Origin of the sequence: Brevibacterium sp. UCMA 11754 (assembly GCF_021532275.1) — a bacterium.
GTDB lineage: Bacteria > Actinomycetota > Actinomycetes > Actinomycetales > Brevibacteriaceae > Brevibacterium.
This window is the reverse complement of record NZ_JACBOT010000017.1, coordinates 43,836-63,380: the sequence shown is the minus strand read 5'-3', so window position 1 is coordinate 63,380 and position 19,545 is coordinate 43,836. Positions and strand designations below refer to the sequence as shown.

The 19,545-nt window shown below is 65.2% G+C and carries 15 protein-coding genes and 1 tRNA gene; 13 read left to right on the top strand and 3 right to left on the bottom strand.

Going from position 1 to position 19,545, the window contains the following annotated elements:
• Positions 1-74 precede the first annotated feature (74 nt).
• The 8 genes from HX613_RS08495 to guaD all read left to right on the top strand — a co-directional run bounded on the left by HX613_RS08495 (position 75) and on the right by guaD (position 9,441).
• Positions 75-629: a tRNA adenosine deaminase-associated protein gene (locus HX613_RS08495; RefSeq protein WP_235344936.1), complete on the top strand. Its 555-nt coding sequence runs from the start codon at positions 75-77 to the stop codon at positions 627-629.
• A 74-nt stretch (positions 630-703) separates the two neighbouring features.
• Complete coding sequence (tadA, locus tag HX613_RS08490) at positions 704-1,168, top strand: tRNA adenosine(34) deaminase TadA (RefSeq protein ID WP_235344935.1); 465 nt, start codon at positions 704-706, stop codon at positions 1,166-1,168.
• A 71-nt stretch (positions 1,169-1,239) separates the two neighbouring features.
• Positions 1,240-1,327: transfer RNA gene (locus HX613_RS08485), tRNA-Ser, on the top strand.
• A 415-nt stretch (positions 1,328-1,742) separates the two neighbouring features.
• Positions 1,743-3,218 carry an NCS2 family permease gene (locus HX613_RS08480; protein WP_235344934.1) on the top strand — a complete coding sequence of 492 codons (1,476 nt, stop codon included), beginning with the start codon at positions 1,743-1,745 and terminating at the stop codon, positions 3,216-3,218.
• 229 nt (positions 3,219-3,447) lie between these two features.
• A complete protein-coding gene (locus HX613_RS08475) occupies positions 3,448-4,914 on the top strand; it encodes a xanthine dehydrogenase small subunit (protein WP_235344933.1) in 1,467 nt (488 codons plus the stop codon).
• On the top strand, positions 4,911-7,328 hold the full coding sequence (gene xdhB / locus HX613_RS08470; RefSeq protein ID WP_235344932.1) for a xanthine dehydrogenase molybdopterin binding subunit: 2,418 nt from the start codon (positions 4,911-4,913) through the stop codon (positions 7,326-7,328). The genes HX613_RS08475 and xdhB overlap by 4 nt, the downstream gene beginning before the upstream one ends.
• Positions 7,325-8,113, top strand: coding sequence for a xanthine dehydrogenase accessory protein XdhC (gene xdhC, locus HX613_RS08465; RefSeq protein WP_235344931.1), 789 nt, complete (start codon positions 7,325-7,327; stop codon positions 8,111-8,113). The genes xdhB and xdhC overlap by 4 nt, the downstream gene beginning before the upstream one ends.
• Before the next feature lie 41 nt (positions 8,114-8,154).
• Positions 8,155-9,441: a guanine deaminase gene (gene guaD, locus HX613_RS08460; RefSeq protein WP_235344930.1), complete on the top strand. Its 1,287-nt coding sequence runs from the start codon at positions 8,155-8,157 to the stop codon at positions 9,439-9,441.
• A 25-nt stretch (positions 9,442-9,466) separates the two neighbouring features.
• On the opposite strand, the gene HX613_RS08455 is transcribed toward guaD, so the two are convergent.
• On the bottom strand, positions 9,467-11,029 hold the full coding sequence (locus HX613_RS08455; RefSeq protein WP_235344929.1) for a nucleobase:cation symporter-2 family protein: 1,563 nt from the start codon (positions 11,027-11,029) through the stop codon (positions 9,467-9,469).
• A gap of 307 nt (positions 11,030-11,336) precedes the next feature.
• Here HX613_RS08455 and HX613_RS08450 point away from each other — a divergent pair, with 307 nt between their 5' ends.
• From HX613_RS08450 to HX613_RS08430, 5 genes are all read left to right on the top strand, one after another.
• The gene (locus HX613_RS08450; protein ID WP_235344928.1) at positions 11,337-12,149 is read left to right on the top strand and encodes a hydroxypyruvate isomerase family protein; all 813 of its coding nucleotides are present in this window, start codon (positions 11,337-11,339) and stop codon (positions 12,147-12,149) included.
• A gap of 44 nt (positions 12,150-12,193) precedes the next feature.
• On the top strand, positions 12,194-13,075 hold the full coding sequence (locus tag HX613_RS08445) for a 2-hydroxy-3-oxopropionate reductase (RefSeq protein WP_235344927.1): 882 nt from the start codon (positions 12,194-12,196) through the stop codon (positions 13,073-13,075).
• 116 nt (positions 13,076-13,191) lie between these two features.
• Positions 13,192-14,988 (top strand): glyoxylate carboligase, encoded by a 1,797-nt coding sequence (gene gcl / locus HX613_RS08440; RefSeq protein ID WP_235344926.1) that lies wholly within the window; start codon positions 13,192-13,194, stop codon positions 14,986-14,988.
• A 195-nt stretch (positions 14,989-15,183) separates the two neighbouring features.
• Positions 15,184-16,563 (top strand): allantoinase AllB, encoded by a 1,380-nt coding sequence (allB, locus tag HX613_RS08435; protein ID WP_235344925.1) that lies wholly within the window; start codon positions 15,184-15,186, stop codon positions 16,561-16,563.
• A 170-nt stretch (positions 16,564-16,733) separates the two neighbouring features.
• Positions 16,734-17,732 (top strand): DUF559 domain-containing protein, encoded by a 999-nt coding sequence (locus HX613_RS08430; protein ID WP_235344924.1) that lies wholly within the window; start codon positions 16,734-16,736, stop codon positions 17,730-17,732.
• Between the two features lie 79 nt (positions 17,733-17,811).
• Here the strand turns inward: HX613_RS08430 and bcp are convergent, their stop codons facing one another.
• Together bcp and HX613_RS08420 are read right to left on the bottom strand one after the other, a co-directional pair.
• Positions 17,812-18,279 (bottom strand): thioredoxin-dependent thiol peroxidase, encoded by a 468-nt coding sequence (bcp, locus tag HX613_RS08425; RefSeq protein ID WP_235344923.1) that lies wholly within the window; start codon positions 18,277-18,279, stop codon positions 17,812-17,814.
• Positions 18,280-18,322: 43 nt separating this feature from the next.
• Positions 18,323-19,492 carry a glycerate kinase family protein gene (locus HX613_RS08420; RefSeq protein WP_235344959.1) on the bottom strand — a complete coding sequence of 390 codons (1,170 nt, stop codon included), beginning with the start codon at positions 19,490-19,492 and terminating at the stop codon, positions 18,323-18,325.
• Positions 19,493-19,545 lie beyond the last annotated feature (53 nt).

Here is a 19,545-nt window from a genome sequence, read left to right as displayed (position 1 = left end):
GAAATGGTACGGAACTTTTCATCTTCGCGCGTGGAGCTGTGGTGAATGGTCGGCCGAGGAGTCACAATGGGAGCATGTCCTACTTCACTGAGATCCTTGCCGAAACAAGCGATGGTTTTCGTGCGCTCGATGTCGATGTCCGGGATGCCTCGGATCTCGACAGCCTTGTTGAGATGATGCAGGCGGCCGGCTCGGAAGACGGCGAATCGGTCGCGGTCATCGAGCACGAGGACGAATGGTTCGGCCTCGTGCGAGTCTGCGAGAACAACGAGATCAAAGTCTTCCTGTCTGACCTGCGTGCCGTCGAGCTCAGCCCCTTCGCGGATATATTCGCCGACTTCCTCGATTCGCAGCCCGATGCCTATGAGGCTGAGCCGGAGGAGGAGTTCGGTCTCGAAGAAGATGCGGTCGCCTCGACCGATGACGACGCCGAGGATGAAGAGGTTGCGATGCTCGAGTTCGACGCCGACGCCGAATGGGGCGGCGATGCCGAGATCTACGCCGACCGCGGAGTCCTGCCCGCCGATCTCATCGAGCAGGTGGAGAAGTACCGCTCGGACCCTGCCCGCGTCGTTGCCCATGTCGGTGAGACCGTCGGGTTCGCCGATCAGCTCCAGGCCGCCCGCTGAGCTCACCGGAAGAGGCTTCGCCGGGGGAGAGTGCGGATCTCGGTTTCGGTGCCCACACGCACTTCCAGGATTGGATGGCACTCGCCCTCGCCGAGGCGGCGCTGGCGAGTGCGCATGACGACGTTCCCGTCGGGGCTGTGGTGCTCAGCGGGGATGGCGCGGTGATCGGGCGCGGTCACAACAGACGCGAAGTCGATCAGGACCCGCTCGGGCATGCCGAGCTCATGGCACTGCGCAATGCCGCCGAGGCGACCGGACGGTGGCGCCTCGACGACGCTACCCTTGTCGTCACCCTAGAGCCCTGTGCGATGTGTGCAGGTGCGATCGTCGGATCCCGAGTTGCGCGAATCGTCTATGGAGCATTCGATGAGAAGGCCGGTGCGGCCGGGTCTGTCTGGGATCTGCTGCGAGACCGCGCCGCGCTGCATCACCCAGAGGTCTACTCCGGAGTTGCGGCGACGAAGTGCCGGAACCTGCTCAGTGATTTCTTCGCCGCGAAACGGGAGAATCCCGCTGGCCGATGCACGCCGACGGAGTGAGCGGGCACAGTGGCTCAGGTCACGCCTGCTCGATTTGGACGCCGCCTGGGGCTGACTGTAATGTTGTTCGCGGTGGCGTGTCCGAGCGGCCGAAGGTGCAACACTCGAAATGTTGTGTAGGGTAACCCCCTACCGTGGGTTCAAATCCCACCGCCACCGCGTTTTGCCTGAGTCGCGATATCGTTTGCAAACGGTGTCGCGACTCAGGCATTTTTGTGCGCGGAGGCGACCGACAGTCCTCATTCAGCACTCTGTGCCGACTGCGAACCCCGCCTCCGAGGGCCGCGGGCAACCACCCCGATGACAGGGGCAAGCGTGTGGTTTGCGATGATTGCGTGTGGTCGAGACGGGCGAACTGTCCCTGATCTGACAGCGCAATCAGATTGTGATCGTTGACACATTATGCAAAACAGACTTAACTGGTCTGTCGGAACGGAAGTGTCTTTCCATGATGTGAAAAGAAATTTCTGTTGTGGAAGCTGCGTCCGTTTCTCTGCGCATGTTCAAGGCGCATGGTCGCCGACGATGATGTTGCCGACTGATCAAATCGAACAACTTGAGGTGGTCCATGAAAATGGCTGACAACGACCAACAGCGGGACACGAAGACCGCTGACAACAGCAGCGGGAGTCCTGGTCTGCTCGACAGATTCTTCGAAATCACATCACGCGGATCCTCGGTCAGACAGGAGATCCGCGGCGGGATCGTCGCCTTCTTCGCGATGGCCTACATCGTCGTCCTCAACCCGCTCATCCTGGGCGGCTCCCAGGACGTCGCGGGCGGGGCGCTCGACTTCGCCCAACTGACTGCTGTCACCGGCCTCGTCGCCGGCGTCATAACGATCCTCTTCGGCGTCGTCGCGAAGCTCCCCTTCGCACTCGCCGCGGGGCTGGGCATGAACAGCTTCCTGGCCGTCTCGGTGGTCCAGGAAGTCACCTGGGCCGAAGCCATGGGGCTCGTGGTCATCAACGGTGTCATCATCGTCGTCCTCGGAGCCACCGGCATCCGAACCGCGATCTTCAACGCCGTGCCCCACGCCCTGAAGGTCGCGATCACGGTTGGAATCGGCCTGTTCATCGCGTTCATCGGGTTCGTCAACTCCGGCTTCGTCACCCGCACCCCGGCCGGGCCTCCCGTCCAGCTGGGACAGGACGGGTCGATTGCCTCGCTGCCGACGCTGGTGTTCGTCTTCGCTCTGATCCTCATCGGCATCCTCGTCGCACGCCAGGTTCCGGGCGGAATCCTCATCGGCATCATCGTGGCCACAATCGTCGCGATGGTCATCCAGGCCTTCGCGAAGCTGGGAACCGTGGGCGACCCGGTCAATCCGGACCCGGTGGGCTGGAACCTCGCCGCACCCGAGATACCCAGTCAGGTCGTCGCATTGCCCGACTTCTCGCTCATCGGAGCCTTCGACCTGTTCGGGTCCTTTGAGCGCATCGGCGTCCTCGCTGCCACGATGCTCGTCTTCACCCTGGTGTTCACGAACTTCTTCGACGCCATGGGCACCATGACCGGCCTCGCCCGCAGCGCAGGGCTGCAGACCAAAGACGGAATGTTCCCCCGTATCCGCGGAGCATTCATCGTCGAGGGCATCGGCGCCGTTGCCGGTGGTGGAGCCTCCGCCTCGTCGAACACCGTGTTCGTCGACGCAGCGGCAGGCATCGCCGAAGGTGCTCGAACCGGACTCGCCGCCTGCATCACGGGTGCGCTGTTCCTGGTGTCGATGTTCTTCGCACCGCTCATCGGCGTCATCCCGATGGAAGCCGGAGCCGCCGCGCTCGTCGTCGTGGGCGCCATGATGGTCACGCAGATCCGCGAGATCGACATGAGCGACTTCCGCACCTCGCTGCCGGTGTTCCTGACCATGGTCACGATGCCGCTGACCTATTCGATCGCCAACGGAATCGGTGTCGGATTCATCTCCTGGGCCCTCATCCACGCGATGAGCAAGCGCGGCCGGGACGTTCACTGGCTCCTCTGGGTCGTGTCCGCAGGATTCGTGCTGTACTTCGTTCGCGGGCCGATTTCAGCTATGTTAGGTGGATGAGTGAAATGATTGGACATCTTGCTTGGGGAAAGGGCCAGATCGCACACGGCGATTGAGGCCCCGTCAGTCGCTGCACTGACGGGTCACCCAGCCAACCGGGTCACCACGTCAACTCGACACCACGTTCTTCGCTGCTGTTCGCATGGATAACCAGAAGTTTCGAAGAATGAAGCAAATGTTCTAACCATGCACTGTGCGCCGCATAGACGAGGCGCAGGAGGTAAGTGCGATGTCTGCTCCGGCAACTCAACGTTCCACCGCCCAGATTTCAGTGAACTCAGCAGTTCACGAATTCGACGGGCCACCACACACCAATGCTCTGGACTTTCTCCGCGGAGCCGGTCTCACAGCAGCCAAGGAAGGCTGCGCCGAAGGCGAATGCGGGGCCTGCGCGATCATGGTCGCCCGCCCCGACGCCGATGGGACGACCCGTTGGACCTCGATCAACTCGTGCCTGCTGCCTGCCGCGGCACTCGACGGCCAGGAAGTCATCACGGCCGAAGGTCTCGCAGACGAGGAGTCCGTCCACCCCGTCCAGGAAGAGATGGCCGTGCGCGGCGGATCCCAATGCGGATACTGCACCCCCGGCTTCATCTGCTCCATGGCCGCCGAATACTACCGGCCAGAACGTGCCGAGGACGCGATCGCCGCCGACCACCACTGCGGCCCCAACGGCTTCGACATCCACTCCCTGTCCGGCAACCTCTGCCGCTGCACCGGCTACCGCCCCATCCGCGACGCCGCCTACGCCCTCGGCCAGCCCGAAACCGGCGACACGATCGCACAGCGTCGGCAGAACCCGGCACCCACCTCGGCGAGCACCGATATCCACCGAGCCGATACGGCCACCGGTGAACCAGGACGCTACCGTCGCCCGGCCGCCCTCGCCGAGGCGCTCGACATCCTGGCTGCCGAGCCCGAGGTTCTCGTCGTCGCCGGCGCCACCGACTGGGGCGTCGAGGTCAACATCAAGGGAGCACGCGCCAAATCGATGCTCGCCATCGACCGTCTGCCCGAACTGCGCGGCATCCGCCGGACCGAGGACCACATCGAACTCGGTGCGGCTCATACCCTGAGCGAACTCGAACGCGAACTCGCCGGCTCGATCCCGCTGCTGGGCAAACTGATCCCGCAGTTCGCCTCCCGACTCATCCGCAACGCCGCCACCATCGGCGGAAACCTCGGCACGGGCTCACCCATCGGCGACACTCCACCGGCACTCCTGGCCCTGGACGCACAGCTCGTGCTCACCTCGGTGCAGGGGTCACGGGTCGTGGACCTGGCCGACTACTTCACCGGATACCGGCAGACCGTCCGCGCTGCCGGGGAACTCATCACCGCGATCCGCATCCCGCTGCCCCTGGCACCCATGACCTCGTTCCAGAAGATCGCGAAGCGCCGCTTCGACGACATCTCCTCGGTCGCGATCGGCTACGCCGTGAGTGTCGAGGACGGGATCGTGGCCAAGGCCCGGATCGGACTGGGCGGAGTCGCGGCCACTCCGCTGCGCGCCAGGGCCACCGAGGCTCTGCTGGAAGGTTCGGCCTGGAGCCTTGAGACCGTGCACGGCGCCGCAGAGACCCTCGCCGCCGAGGGCACCCCGATGGACGATCACCGGGCGAGTGCGAAATACCGGACCGCGATGCTGCGGTCCTCGTTGGAACGTTTCTATGCCGAACAGGAGGCAGGACGATGAGCCAGCTCTCACAGCGCCCCACCGACCCCATCGTCGGTGAGTCCCACCACCACGAAAGCGCCTTCGGCCACGTCACCGGAGCGGCCCTCTACACCGATGACCTCGTGGGACGCCTCGCCGGAGTCCTCCACGCGTACCCGGTGCAGTCCACTCAGGCGCACGCCAAGCTGAATTCCGTCGACATCGCGCCCGCCTATGAGGTGCCCGGGGTCATCCGCGTGATCACGGCCGCAGACATTCCCGGCGTCAACGACCAGGGAGTCAAGCACGACGAGCCGATGCTGCCCGTCGACGAGGTCATGTTCTTCGGCCAGCCCATCGTCTGGATCCTCGGCAACGATCTCGAAGCGGCGAAGGCCGGGGCCGCAGCCGTGACCGTCGACTACGAACCGCTGCCCTCCCTGGTCAGCGTCAGGGATGCGATCGAGGCGGAGAGCTTCCACGGCATCCAGCCCGTCATCGACAAGGGCGACGCCACCGGAGCCTTCGCCGATGCCGCACACGTGTTCGAAGGCGAATTCGAGTTCGCCGGCCAGGAGCACTTCTACCTTGAGACCCAGGCCTCGCTGGCTCAGGTCGACGAGAGTGGGCAGATCTTCGTCCAGTGCTCGACGCAGCATCCCACCGAGACGCAGGACATCGTCTCCCACGTCCTCGGGGTTCCCGCCCACGAGGTGACCGTGCAGTGCCTGCGCATGGGCGGCGGCTTCGGCGGCAAGGAGATGCAGCCCCATGGGTACGCGGCTCTTGCAGCTCTCGGCGCGAAGCTCACCGGTCGCCCCGTGCGCCTGCGGCTCAACCGCACTCTCGACATCACAATGACCGGCAAACGCCACGGCTTCCACTCGTCCTGGAAGATCGGCTTCACCGCCGAGGGCAAGATCCTCGCTCTCGACGCCACGCTGACCGCCGACGGCGGGTGGAGTCTCGACCTGTCCGAACCCGTGCTCACCCGCGCCATGTGCCACATCGACAACGCCTACTGGGTGCCCAACATCCGCGTGGCCGGTCGCATTGCGAAGTGCAACAAGACCTCGCAGACCGCCTTCCGCGGGTTCGGCGGACCCCAGGGCATGCTGGTGATGGAGGACATCCTCGGCCGGGTCGCTCCGAAGCTGGGCCTATCCGCCCGTGAGCTGCGCCGCCGCAACTTCTATTCCGCCGGACAGGACACCCCGTACTACCAGCCCGTGCGTCACCCCGAGAGGATGGAGGCGGCCTGGGACCAGGTCGTGTCCACCGCCGAGGTGGAGGCCAGGGAAGCCGAGATCGACCAGTTCAACGCGGGCAGCGAGAACGTCAAACGCGCGATCGCGCTGACCCCGGTGAAGTTCGGGATCTCGTTCAACCTCACGGCCTTCAACCAGGGCGGGGCCCTCGTGCTCGTGTACAAGGACGGTTCCGTCCTCGTCACCCACGGCGGCACCGAGATGGGCCAGGGCCTGCACATGAAGATGCTGCAGGTCGCGGCCACGACCTTGGGTGTGCCTCTGTCCACGGTGCGGCTTGCGCCCACGCGCACGGATAAGGTCCCCAACACCTCGGCGACGGCGGCGAGCTCAGGCACCGACCTCAACGGCGGTGCGGTCAAGGACGCCTGCGAGCAGATTCTGGGCCGGCTGACACAGGTGGCCGCCGGGATCCTCGGGGCACCCGCGCACGAGGTCAGCGTCACCCGCGGCATCGTCAGCGCGCTGTCATCGAAGAAGACCATCACCTGGGAAGAGCTCATCAACGCCGCCTACTTCCAGCGGATCCAGCTCTCGGCCTCAGGGTTCTACCGGACCGAGGGGCTGCACTGGGACCTGTCGATTATGACCGGCGAGCCCTTCAAATACTTCGCCTACGGTGTTGCGGCGAGCGAGGTCGAGGTCAACCGCTTCGACGGCTCCTACAGATTGCGTCGGGTCGACATCGTCCATGACGTCGGCGATTCGCTCTCACCGCTGATCGACCTCGGTCAGATCGAGGGCGGATTCGTCCAGGGCGCCGGATGGCTGACCCTGGAAGACCTGCGGTGGGACGAATCAGACAAGCCCAGCCGCGGTCGCCTGGCGACCCAGGCTGCGAGCACGTACAAGATCCCCAGCTTCTCCGAGGCCCCGGAGGTATTCAACGTCTCGCTGCTGGACAAGGCGCACGAAGAGGGCGCCGTCTACGGTTCCAAAGCTGTGGGCGAACCCCCGCTCATGCTCGCCTTCTCGGTGCGGGAGGCCCTGCGCAATGCTGTGGCCGCATTCGGTTCGGAGACCTTCGGCGCCCACGGTCCATCGGTCGAGCTGGCGTCGCCGGCGACTCCCGAAGCCGTGTTCTGGGCCATCGAATCGGTGCGCTCGCCTGTCATCAGCGACGCGGCTGCATCGGGGGATGCTGTTGCCGCGACGGCAGCCGAAGGCCTCAGTGTCCCATCATGACTTGGATGGACACAGCGGCCGAGCTTCGGAAGTCTCGGGTGCCGGCCGTCCTCGTCACTCTTGCCTCGGTTCGCGGGCACGCCCCACGTGAGGCCGGAGCGAAGCTGATTGTCACTGCCGATGACCTGCATGGGACCATCGGCGGCGGCAATCTGGAGATGACGGCCGTCACCCGCGCCCGTGAGATCCTCGCATCCGGGTCGTCGTCCGAACCCGAGATGCTCACGCTGCGGCTCAACGACAAGGCACCGGCCAAATACGGACGCCAATGCTGCGGGGGAGAGGTCAGCGTTCTGCTCGAACCGCTGCCCGTGCCCGCCGCGGTGGCGATCTTCGGGATCGGCAACATCGGACTCGAACTGACCCGTATCCTGGCCCGCCACGACATCGACGTCCACGTCAGCGATTCCCGTCCCGAGCACCTCGAGGAGCTCGACCGTTTGGAGCCGCCTGTGGCCCAGGTCCATCGCGAGTTCGCCGTCGTCGGCGAAGAGGTGCTTCTCGGCCTGCCCGCGGGCACCCATGTGCTCATCATGACCCACGACCACGCCGAGGATCTTCATCTCTGCGATGCGGCGCTGACCCGCGGTGACCTCGGCTCCATCGGGCTCATCGGCTCGAGCGCCAAATGGCAGCGGTTTCGGAAGAACCTCATCGCCGAAGGCCATACACCCGAGGTCGTCGACACCATCGACTGCCCCATCGGCCTGCCCGACCTGCCCGGCAAGCAGCCGGCGACGATCGCTCTCAGCGTCGCCGCCGACCTGCTGAGCCGCATGAGCTGAACCACTGACCTCACCATTCTTCACCTGCAAGGAGCACCACCATGTTCATCTGCCGCGCCCGTGTCTTCGACACACCGACCAGCCCCTTCGCAGGGGGCACCCTGCGTTCCGACTCAGACGTCGCTCTCGTCGTCGATGATGGACTGATCATCGCCCGCACCGACTATGCGAGTGCGGTCGCGGACCATCCCGACGCCGAGGTGGTCGACCTCCGCGGCGGCGTCCTCATCCCCGGCCTCATCGACACCCACGTCCACTACCCGCAGGTCCGCGCCATCGGCTACCTCGGCAAGCCGCTGCTCGAGTGGCTCGACCACTGTGCCCTGCCCGAAGAGGAGAAACTCGGTGACGAGGCCTATGCCGCAGTCGTGGCCGGCGAGTTCCTCACCGGGCTGACTTCGGCGGGGACCACCTCGGCGATGGTCTTCGGTTCGCACTTCGCCACCGCGATGGACACCTTCTTCACCCAGGCCGCCGAGGTGGGTCTGCGAATCACATCGGGACTGGTCACCAGCGACAAGATGCTCCCAGAGCCGCTGCTGACGAGCGTGGAGAGATCCGTGTCCGAGAGCCAGGACCTCATCGATCGCTGGCATGGGAAGGGTCATCTCCGGTATGCAGTGACCCCGCGCTTCTCGTTCTCAGCGGGTCAGGAGCTGTTGGCTGCCGGCGGCCAACTGGTGGCGGACAACCCGGGCATCTGGGTGACCTCTCACCTCAACGAGAACCGCGACGAGATCGCCGGTGTCGCCGAGATGTTCCCTGAGGCACTCGACTACCTGGACACCTACGATCGGGCAGGACTGCTGGGGAGGCAGACGGTCCTGGCCCACAACGTCCACCCGAGCGATCGCGAACTGGCACGGATGGCAGAGGTGGGGGCCGCCTCGGCGCACTGTCCGACCTCGAACTCGAATCTGGCCAGCGGCTTCTTCCCACTGCGCCGACACATCGATACCGGGGTCCGTGTGGCGCTCGGCTCCGATGTGGGAGCGGGTACAGGATTCTCCCTCCTCAAGGAGGGCGTCCAGGCCCACTTCATGCAGCAGCTGGACCCGTCAGGCGGACTGCCGCTGAGTTCGGCACACCTTCTGCACCTGGCAACGGCCGCCGGCGCCGAGGCCCTGGAACTGTCAGATCAGGTCGGGGACCTGTCCGTGGGCAAGCGCTTCGACGCCGCCTACATCCAGCCGAGCGCTGGCGAGCCTCTGGCCGTAGGGCTTGAGCACGCCAGCAGCGATGACGACGCCTTGGCGAAGATCTTCGCCATGGGGACTCCGGCCGACATCTCCCGAGTGTGGGTCGACGGCCAGCTCGTCAAGGGCTGAGCCGTCGTCAGGGGACGAGACGCCGTCAGGAACGGCGGTGCGCGACCTGCTTCACCTCGGCGGTGTCGACGATGTCCCCGCAGTCGATTGCGGCCTGGATCTCCTGGGCCTGCTCATCGGGCACGAGCGGGATCTCCTCGCCGTCGCAGTCGACGAAGACTCCGTCGATGAACTGATCGCCCTCGCGCAGATCCTTGAGGTTCGAGGGCGTGAGGAAGCGTGCCGGTTTCGCGGCGTAGACGGAAGGGTTGGTCGAATTTCCGAAGCGCAGCTCGTTGAACAGGAGGTTCAGCAGCACAGCCATGATCGCGGCCGAGGAGATTCCCGAGTGGAAGATCGTCTGCACCCAGGACGGGAAGTGCTCGTAGAAGTCGGGCTTGACCACGGGGACGAGGGCGAAGGCGAGGGATGCGGAGACGATGATGAGGTTCATGTTGCCGTCGAACTTCACCTCTTTGAGGTTTCGGATGCCTGACCCCGAGACGGTTCCGAAGAGGATGAAGCCGGCGCCGCCGAGGACGGGCATCGGCACCGCAGCGACGACCTGACCGAGCACAGGCATGAGCCCCAGGAGGATGAGGATGACGCCGCCTGCGGAGACGACGAAGCGGGAGCGGACTCCGGTCAGCGCCACGAGGCCGACGTTCTGTGCGAAGGCCGACTGGGTGAAGGAGCCGAAGAAGGGTGCGATGACTGATGAAGCCATGTCAGCGCGCAGACCGGCCGCGACCCGCTTCTTGTCGACCGGGGTGCCGATGATCTCGCCGACTGCCAGCACATCGGCCGCGGTCTCGGTCTTGATGACGAGGATGACGATGAGCATCGACCCGATCGCCGCGAGGTCGAAGGTCGGTGCGCCGAAGGGCAGCAGCCCTGGGATCGCCACGGGAGCCCCGTGCCCGACCTCGGAGAAATCAGTCATGCCCATGGCGGCACCGATGCCCGTGCCGATGACGAGGCCCAGCAGGATCGACAGCCGCGAGACGGCGGCCGAGCCGACCTTGCTCAGCAGCAGGATGACGGCGAAGGTGATGAAGGCCAGGGCGATGTTCTGCACGGAACCGTAGTCCGCAGCGGCCTCATCGCCGCCCATGGCCCAATCGGCCGCTGTCGGGATGAGCGTGAGTCCGATGGCCGTGATGACCACCCCGGTGACCACGGGTGGGAAGAATCGGATGATCCGCGCGAAGAAAGGGGCGACGACGAAGCCGATGATGCTGGCGACGATGACCGCGCCGAAGATGTCGCTGAGGCTGCCGCCGCCGGTGAGAATGGCGAGCATCGTCGCGACACCGGCAAAGGAGACTCCCTGGATGAGCGGCAGCTTGGACCCGACCAAGGGGATCCCGATGCTCTGGATCAGCGTGGCGATGCCGCCGACGAAGAGGCTGGCGGTGACCAGCGCGACGAGCTGATCGCCGTCGACGCCGGCTGCCTTGCCGATGATGAGGGGCACCGCGATGATGCCGCCGTACATGGTGAGGACATGCTGGAGCCCGTAGGCGAAGAGCTTGGGCACAGGGAGCCACGCGTCTTCGGGTCGCTTGGACCCGGGAGGGAGGGACTTCGTCGTCGAATTCTCGGGCATATCTCAACCTTCCGGAGTAAGCCTCATTACTCTTCCGTATCGTGGATGCACTCTTCCATAAAGTGTGATGTGCACTACGTTCTGCCTCTTTTTCCGTGAAGTCAAATAGGCGATTCGGGTAGCTGGTTTCGGCATGAGGAGCAAGTCTTCAGTGGTGTTCTGATTCCGAGGATCTCTGACTTACTTGCCTCGGAGGGTTGACTCCATCTCGCTTGCATGCCTATGCTGGATTTCATCACACGGAAATAAATTTCCACAATACGGAAAACAATGAATCCGCACTCGCAGCGACGCGAAGGAGAATCCCATGACGACATTCGATTTCACCAATGCCGACAGCTACATCCTCAACTGCTCCACCCTGCTCACCGAACTGCCCGTGATGGAGCGGGCCCAGGCTGCCAAGGACGCCGGTTTCAGCCAGGTCGAGTTCTGGTGGCCCTTCGACGGCAACCCGAGGCCCACCTCGGCGGAGGTCGATGAGTTCATCGCCTCACTCGACAAGGCCGGAGTCGAACTCAAGGGTCTGAACTTCTGGGCCGGGAACATGGCCGCCGGCGACCGGGGCATGGTCTCGATCAAGGGCGCAGAAGCCGACTTCGCGGCCAACGTCGAGATCGTCGTCGAGATCGGCCGCCGCACAGGATGCGGGGCCTTCAACGCCCTCTACGGTCTGCGCACCGAAGGTCAGACGCCCGAGGAGCAGGACGAGGTCGCACTCGAGAACCTCAAGTTCGCGGCCGACGCCGTGGCCGCCATCGACGGAACCGTCCTCGTCGAACCTGTCTCCGGAGCCGATGACTACCCGCTCAAGCGCGCCTCAGATGCCGCTGAGGTGGTCCAGCGGGTCCGTGCTCAGGGCGTTGCCAACATCGCCGTCCTCGCCGACTTCTTCCACATGTCGATCAACGGCGACGACGTGGCCGCTGTCATCGAAGCCGACGCCGCGAAGTTCGGACACATCCAGATCGCCGACGCTGCCGGCCGCGGAGCACCAGGTACGGGTGAGCTGCCCTTGCAGGACTGGATCAACCGCTCCTACGAACTCGGCTACACCGGCTCCATCGCCCTCGAATACAAGCAGGACCGCGCCACCGCATTCGAATGGCTCGCGAACTGAATCTGCCTCCACCTCCAGCTCTCTGCACCAGATAGGACACGAACATGAGCAAGACAATCGCATTCATCGGACTCGGAATCATGGGCCTGCCGATGGCCAAGAACCTCGTCAGCGCCGGCTTCACCGTCCGCGGGTACAACCGCTCACCCGAGAAGGCCGCCGAACTCGAGAAGGCTGGCGGCCAGGCCGCAGGCACCATCGCCGAGGCGGTCGACGGTGCCGATGTCATCATCACCATGGTTCCCGATTCCCCAGACGTCGAAGACGTGCTGACTGGCGAGGGGGGCATCCTCGCCCATGCCGAGGCCGGCGCGTACTGGATCGACAACTCGACCATCCGCCCCGACGTCGCGAAGAGCCTCTCCGCTCAGGCAGCGGAGAAGGGCCTCAAGCCTCTCGACGCGCCGGTCTCCGGGGGCGAGGCAGGAGCGATCAACGGTGCACTGTCGATCATGGTCGGCGGCGCTCAGGCTGACTTCGATGCAGTGGCCGATGTCTTCGACGCGGTCGGCAAGACCATCGTCCTCGTCGGACCCTCGGGCTCGGGCCAGACCGTGAAGGCCGCGAACCAGCTCATCGTCGCCGGAAACATCGAACTCCTCGCCGAGGCTGTCGTCTTCCTCGAGGCCTACGGTGTCGAGACCACCTCGGCGCTGCAGGTCCTCGGCGGGGGACTGGCCGGATCGAAGGTCCTCGATCAGAAGGGGCAGAAGATGCTCGACCGCTCCTTCGACCCCGGGTTCCGACTCGCCCTGCACCACAAGGACATGGGCATCGTCACCGCCGCAGCCCGCGAGGCCGGCGTCGCGATCCCACTCGGATCGGCCGTCGCGCAGCTCGTTGCCTCGACCGTCCAGCAGGGCAACGGGGGACTTGACCACTCGGGTCTCTTCACCGTCGTCGAGCAGCTCTCCGGGAAGAAGTAGACACCACCACGAACCGAGCCGGCGACAGCGTCGTCGCCGGCTCACCGAACTCGGCCCATGGCGGGCCACTGAACCCGGTCCGCTCGAACGTGGGCCGCTGAAGCGAAGGAAGAACAATGACACGTATGCGCGCAGTTGACGCGGTGGTGCTCATCCTCGAAAAGGAAGGCGCCACGGAGACATTCGGACTGCCGGGCGCGGCCATCAACCCGCTGTACTCGGCGATGAAGGCCCATGGCGGAATCCGCCACACGCTGGCCCGCCACGTCGAAGGGGCCTCACACATGGCCGACGGGTACACGCGGGCGGCGGCCGGGAACATCGGCATCTGCCTCGGCACCTCGGGACCTGCCGGGACCGATATGATCACCGGCCTCTACGCCGCAGCCGCAGACTCGCAGCCCATCCTGTGCATCACCGGACAGGCTCCCGTCGCGGTTCTGGACAAGGAGGACTTCCAGGCCGTGGACATCGCCTCAATCGCTGGTCCCGTGACCAAGATGGCCAAGACCGTGCTCGAGGCAGGACAGGTCCCCGGCGTCTTCCAGTCGGCCTTCCAGCTCATGCGCTCGGCTCGGCCCGGCCCGGTCCTCATCGACCTGCCGATCGACGTCCAGCAGACCGAGATCGACTTCGACATCGACACCTACGAACCGTTGTTGCCGTCGAAGCCAGCTGCCACCTCGGCGCAGGCGGAGAAGGTCCTCGACCTCATCGCCGCAGCGTCGCATCCGCTCATCATCGCCGGCGGCGGCATCCTCAACGCCGATGCCGCGGACAAGCTAGTCGAATTCGCCGAGGCGACCTCGATCCCGGTCTCACCGACGCTGATGGGCTGGGGCACGATTCCTGACGACCACCCGCTGCAGGCGGGCATGGTCGGCATCCAGACGCACGTGCGCTACGGCAACGCCTCATTCCTGGAGTCCGATCTGGTCATCGGCATCGGCAACCGCTGGGCCAACCGTCACACCGGTGATCTCGGGGTCTACCGCAACGGTCGGAAGTTCGTCCATATCGACATCGAGCCCACGCAGATCGGGCGTGTGTTCTCACCCGACTACGGTGTCGTCTCCGACGCCGGTGCCGCGCTCGATGCGCTGCTGTCCGCGGCGCGTGGTCGGGCTGAGGCTGCGAGCCTGCCGGACTTCACCGGCTGGGCCGGCGAGTGCACGGCGCGCAAGTCCACCGAACATCGCAAGACCAACTACACCGATGTGCCGATCAAACCGCAGCGTGTCTACCAGGAGATGAACTCCGCCTTCGATGGGGACGTGACCTATGTGTCGACGATCGGCCTGAGCCAGATCGCCGGTGCGCAGATGCTTCACGTCTACAAGCCGCGCCACTGGATTAACGCAGGTCAGGCCGGACCCTTGGGCTGGACCGGACCGGCTGCGCTGGGGGTGGCGAAGGCCAAACCGGAGGAGACGGTGGTCGCGCTCTCCGGTGACTACGACTTCCAGTTCATGATCGAGGAGCTGGCCGTCGGTGCGCAGCACAAGATCCCCTATCTGCACCTCGTCGTCAACAACTCCTACCTGGGGCTCATCCGACAGTCGCAGCGCGGCTTCGACATGGACTACCAGGTGTCGCTGGCCTTCGACAACATCAACTCCACGGGAGAGGCCGCGAGCTACGGCGTCGACCATGTGGCCGTCGCACAGGGGCTGGGGTGCAAGGCGCTGCGCGTCGAGGATCCCGAGCTCATCGGCGAGGGCCTGCGGGTGGCCAAGGAACTCATGGACGAGCACCAGGTGCCCGTTGTCGTCGAGGTCATCCTCGAGCGCGTCACGAACATCTCGATGGGGGCGGCATTGGACAGCATCAATGAGTTCGACGTCCTCGCCCAGACTCCGGCCGATGCGCCCACGGCGCTGACGCCGATGGGCGAACTGGCCGCGGCGAAGTAGGCTTCGGGTCGACGAGACCCGATGTCGGCCAGGTCACAATTGGTATACCATGACCCCGAGGGAGTCGGATGCACGATTCCGACCCCTCGGGGACTTGTATGACATGCTCGGCGCAGATGCCGAGAACAATGGCCCCGGCTGGCATTGCCGGGTGAACTGCCCCGGCCGTCCCGGTTGGGTGAATGAGGAGGATGCATGAACGTCGATGACGCCGCTACACTGGCCACCGACCAAGCTTTTGACCTGGTCATCAGGGCACAGCGGGCCGTTCTGCCCGAGGGTGTCAGCGCCGCCGAAGTCGGTGTGCGTGAGGGCGCAATCGTCGAGATCGCCACCGGGGGAGCCGGACTGAGCGGGACCACCTCGGCGAACGCGAAGATCGTCGAGCTCGACGCTTCACAGGTGCTGCTGCCGGGCCTCGTCGATTCGCACGTGCACGTCAACGACCCCGGCCGCAGCGAGTGGGAGGGCTTCGCCAGCGCCACCCGCGCCGCAGCCGCCGGAGGCGTGACGACGATCGTCGACATGCCGCTGAACTCCCTGCCGCCGACGGTCAACGTCGAATCACTCGACATCAAGCGCGAGGTCGCGGCGTCCAAGGCTTTCATCGACGTGGGCTTCTGGGGCGGGGCGATCCCCGGCAATACCGGTGACCTCAAGCCCCTCTTCGACGCCGGCGTCTACGGTTTCAAGTGCTTCCTCGAAGACTCAGGTGTCGATGAGTTCCCACCGCTGGAGCCCGAAGAGCTGCGCGCCGACCTGGCGGAACTCGCGAAATACGACGGTCTGCTCATCGTCCACGCAGAGGACCACTCGGTCATGGCCGAGGCCCCGAAGAATTCAGGGCGCAAATTCAGCGACTTCCTCGCTTCTCGTCCGCGTGAGGCCGAGAACGTTGCGATCGCCCGCGTCATCGAGGCCGCCCGCGAGACCGGCGCCCGCGCCCATATCCTGCACCTGTCATCGGCAGACGCGCTGCCTCAGATTGCGGAGGCCAAGGCCGAGGGTGTGAAGCTCACCGTCGAGACCTGCCCCCATTACCTCGTGTTCACGTCCGAGGAGATCCCGGACGGCGCGACGACGCACAAGTGCTGCCCGCCGATCCGTGAGGAATCCAACCGCGAAGCGCTGTGGCAGGGGCTCGTCGACGGCACGATCGACTGCATCGTATCCGACCACTCGCCCTCGACGGCCGAGCTCAAACTCCTCGACACCGGCGACTTCGGCGCGGCCTGGGGCGGAATCTCCTCCCTGCAGCTGGGCCTCTCGCTCGTGTGGACCGAGGCCGCAAAGCGCGGAATCGACCTCGCCGAGGTGGTGGCCTGGATGTCAAGTGCCCCCGCATCCGTCGCCGGAGTGAAGAACAAGGGCGCTATCGCACTCGGCAACGACGCGGACTTCGCAGTATTCGCCCCCGATGAGGAGTGGACCGTTCGCGCCACTGAGCTCTACCACCGCAACCAGATCAGCGCCTACGACACGCGTGCCGTCCGCGGCGCCGTCAAGCAGACGATCCTCCGCGGCGTACCCGTGGACTTCGACGAGCCCCAGGGCCGCCTCCTCCGCGCCCGCTGACCTTCCCCCAACAACTACTACCTGACGGCGGCCCAGCAACCTTGCGCAAGGTTGCTGGGCCGCCGTCAGGTAGTAGTTGGGCATGGGGGCGAGATAGGCTGACGATGAAGTTTTCCACAATTTGCTTTATTCTATTGTGGTTTGGTGAAATGTGATGCAATTTAGTACTTATGCATCTCTATCTGGCGACCGACAAACTCTATCGTCTGGGCTTCACCAAGGATGAGATCCGGCGAGCGGAGCGGTGCTGCCTCTCACGGATCGCGCGAGGTCGCTATGTCGCGACCGCGGTCTGCGACGATCCACGACACTACGCGATCTGGAGCGCGCTGTCGGAGGACGAGGTCAACGCACTGGCATTGCGCGGGAACATGCGAGATGACGCGGATCGGCTGCGCTTGCTCATCCGGGCACGGGCCGAGAAGATCAATGCCGCGTCCGGGCGCAATCGCGTGACTAAGGGAAGGGAGGTGTTCTCCCACCTTTCGGCCGCACTGATCCACGGATTGGACCCCAGCTATCCGGCCACGTCTCGTGTCGAGGTGCTTCGACCGAATGTCAGCCGGAAATACCGGTATCTCCACGTTCGCAACCGAGAAGTGCCGGTGGGCCAAAAGGCTGTGATCGGCATGTACTCCGCGACCACCCTGGAGAGGACACTCATCGACGTGGCCCGAGACTATGCTCTCGACCTGGCCGTGCCATTGATCGACGAGGCCATCAGGGGCGGGCGGACATCCAAGAACCGCCTCGGCGATCAGCTCCTCCTGTGTCCTGAGATTCGCGGCGCCGGTGCAGCCAGACAAGCCATCGAGCTGTCCGACGGTCGGCGAGAGGCCCCGTCGGAATCGATTGCCGCGGTCCGCTTCTTCGAGCACGGCATCGGAGGATTCGAGCCCCAGGTCGAATTCTTCGACGAGAGCGGCCGAGCGCTCGCCAGGGTGGACTTCTGCAATGTCGACGCGAAGGTGATCGTCGAAGTCGACGGGATCGAGAAGTACTTCATAGATGATGATGTCCGCGGGAATATCGCGAAGGAGAAAGCCAGGGAATCGGCACTGGAGGCGAGAGGTTACAGAGTCATCCGACTCACCTATGGGCAGCTGTTCCAATCGCAGCCCTTTGCCCACATCCTCAACACGGTCGCGGCCCGACTCAGGCAGCGCTGAAAACTACCTGACGGCGGCCCAGCAACCTTGCGCAAGGTTGCTGGGCCGCCGTCAGGTAGTTGGGAGGGAAAGGGGAGGTTCAGGCGCCGAGCTTCTCGCGGAGGCGGGCGACGTGGCCTTCGGCGTCGACGTTGTATTCGACGTCGGAGAGGGCTCCGTCTTCGGCGATGACGAAGGTTGAACGCAGGGTGCCTTCGAAGGTGTTGCCGCCCACCGTCTTCTCACCGAACGAGCCGTAGGTCTTTGCCAGCTCCGCACCCGGATCTGAGAGCAGCGGGAAGGTCAGGTTCTGGTCGTCGGTGAAGGCCTGCAACGCCTCGGCGTCATCGGGGGAGACGCCGAGCACCTGGAACCCGGCCGCGGCCAGGGACGAGAGGTTGTCGCGGAAGTCGCAGGCCTCGGTGGTGCAGCCAGGCGTCGCGGCCTTCGGGTAGAAGTAGAGGATGACCTTCTGCCCGGCGAAGTCCGCCTTCGAGTAGGTCTTTCCGCTGGCATCGGCCAGGGAGAAGTCCGGTGCGGTCTGTCCGACTTCGAGCTGTGTGCTCATGGTGGTGAGTCCTTTCGTAGGTGACTGCTGGTGTCCTTGGTGGTCAGTTCTGTTGCGCGCCCGCGGTGCCAGCGCCCGCGTCCACGAGCGCGCAGGCGTGGGCGGCGGTGGCTTCGATGAGTTCTTCGGCGCGGCCGGAGAGCTCGGCGAGGTCGGCGGGGCCCGGCGCGATCGACAGGGCCGCCGTGATGCCGGCCTCACGGCATTCGGCAGGGCTGAGGGCGACGCGGCCGGCGATGACGATGATCCTCGCCGAGGCGGGGGCATAGTCGCGTACGGCCGCGACGACCTTCCCGCCCAGAGACTGGGAATCGAAGGATCCTTCGCCCGTGAGCACGATGTCGGCGGCGGCCAGGGCCTCGGTCAGGCCCACGGCCTCGGCGACCATCGTCGACCCGGGTACGACCTCGGCGCCCAGCAGGCTCGTCAGGGCCAGAGGGATTCCGCCGGCGGCACCGAACCCCGGTGTCGCCGCCAAAGACTCAGCCTGAGCAGCCGATCCGGCGAGCACCTCGGCGAGGTGGGCCAGTCCGGAGTCGAGGACGGCAACGGACGCCGCATCGGCGCCCTTCTGCGGACCGAAGACTGCGGCGGCGCCACGAGGGCCGGTGAGCGGATTGTCGACGTCGACGGCGATGCGCCAGCGGACCTCGCGGGCACGCGGATCCAATGCGGAGACATCGACGCCGGCCAAGGAGGACAGCCCGCCGCCACCGGGAGCGATCGGCGCACCGGAGGAGTCGGCGAAGGCTGCGCCCAAGGCCGAGGCGATGCCGACGCCGCCATCGGTGCTCGCTGAGCCGCCGATGCACAGCAGGATCTCCTCCACCCCCTGGTCCAGGACGTGGCGGGCGAGGAGGCCAACGCCGTATGTATCGGCGCGCTCGGGTGCGAGGGCGACGTCGGAGACCTGGGGGAGACCATTGGCCTGAGCCGCCTCGATGACCGCGGTCTTCCCGTCAGCGGAGATGCCGAACAGGGCTGTCGTCGGCCGGCCCAGGGCATCGACGACCTCGATTGAGCGAGCCGGGGTGCCCCACACGGCCAGCAGTGCATCGAGGGTTCCCTCACCGCCGTCGGCGAAGGGCAGGTCGGTGATCTGCGAGTCGGGGAACACTTGGCGGGCACCGCGAGCCAGGGCGGCAGCGGCAGCGGGGGCGCCGGCCGAACCCTTGAAGGAATCGGGCGCGCAGACGATCGTGGGTGCTTCCATGCTCATGACGTCATTCAACCTCATTGTCGAGAAAACGATGGCCAAGTGCCCAG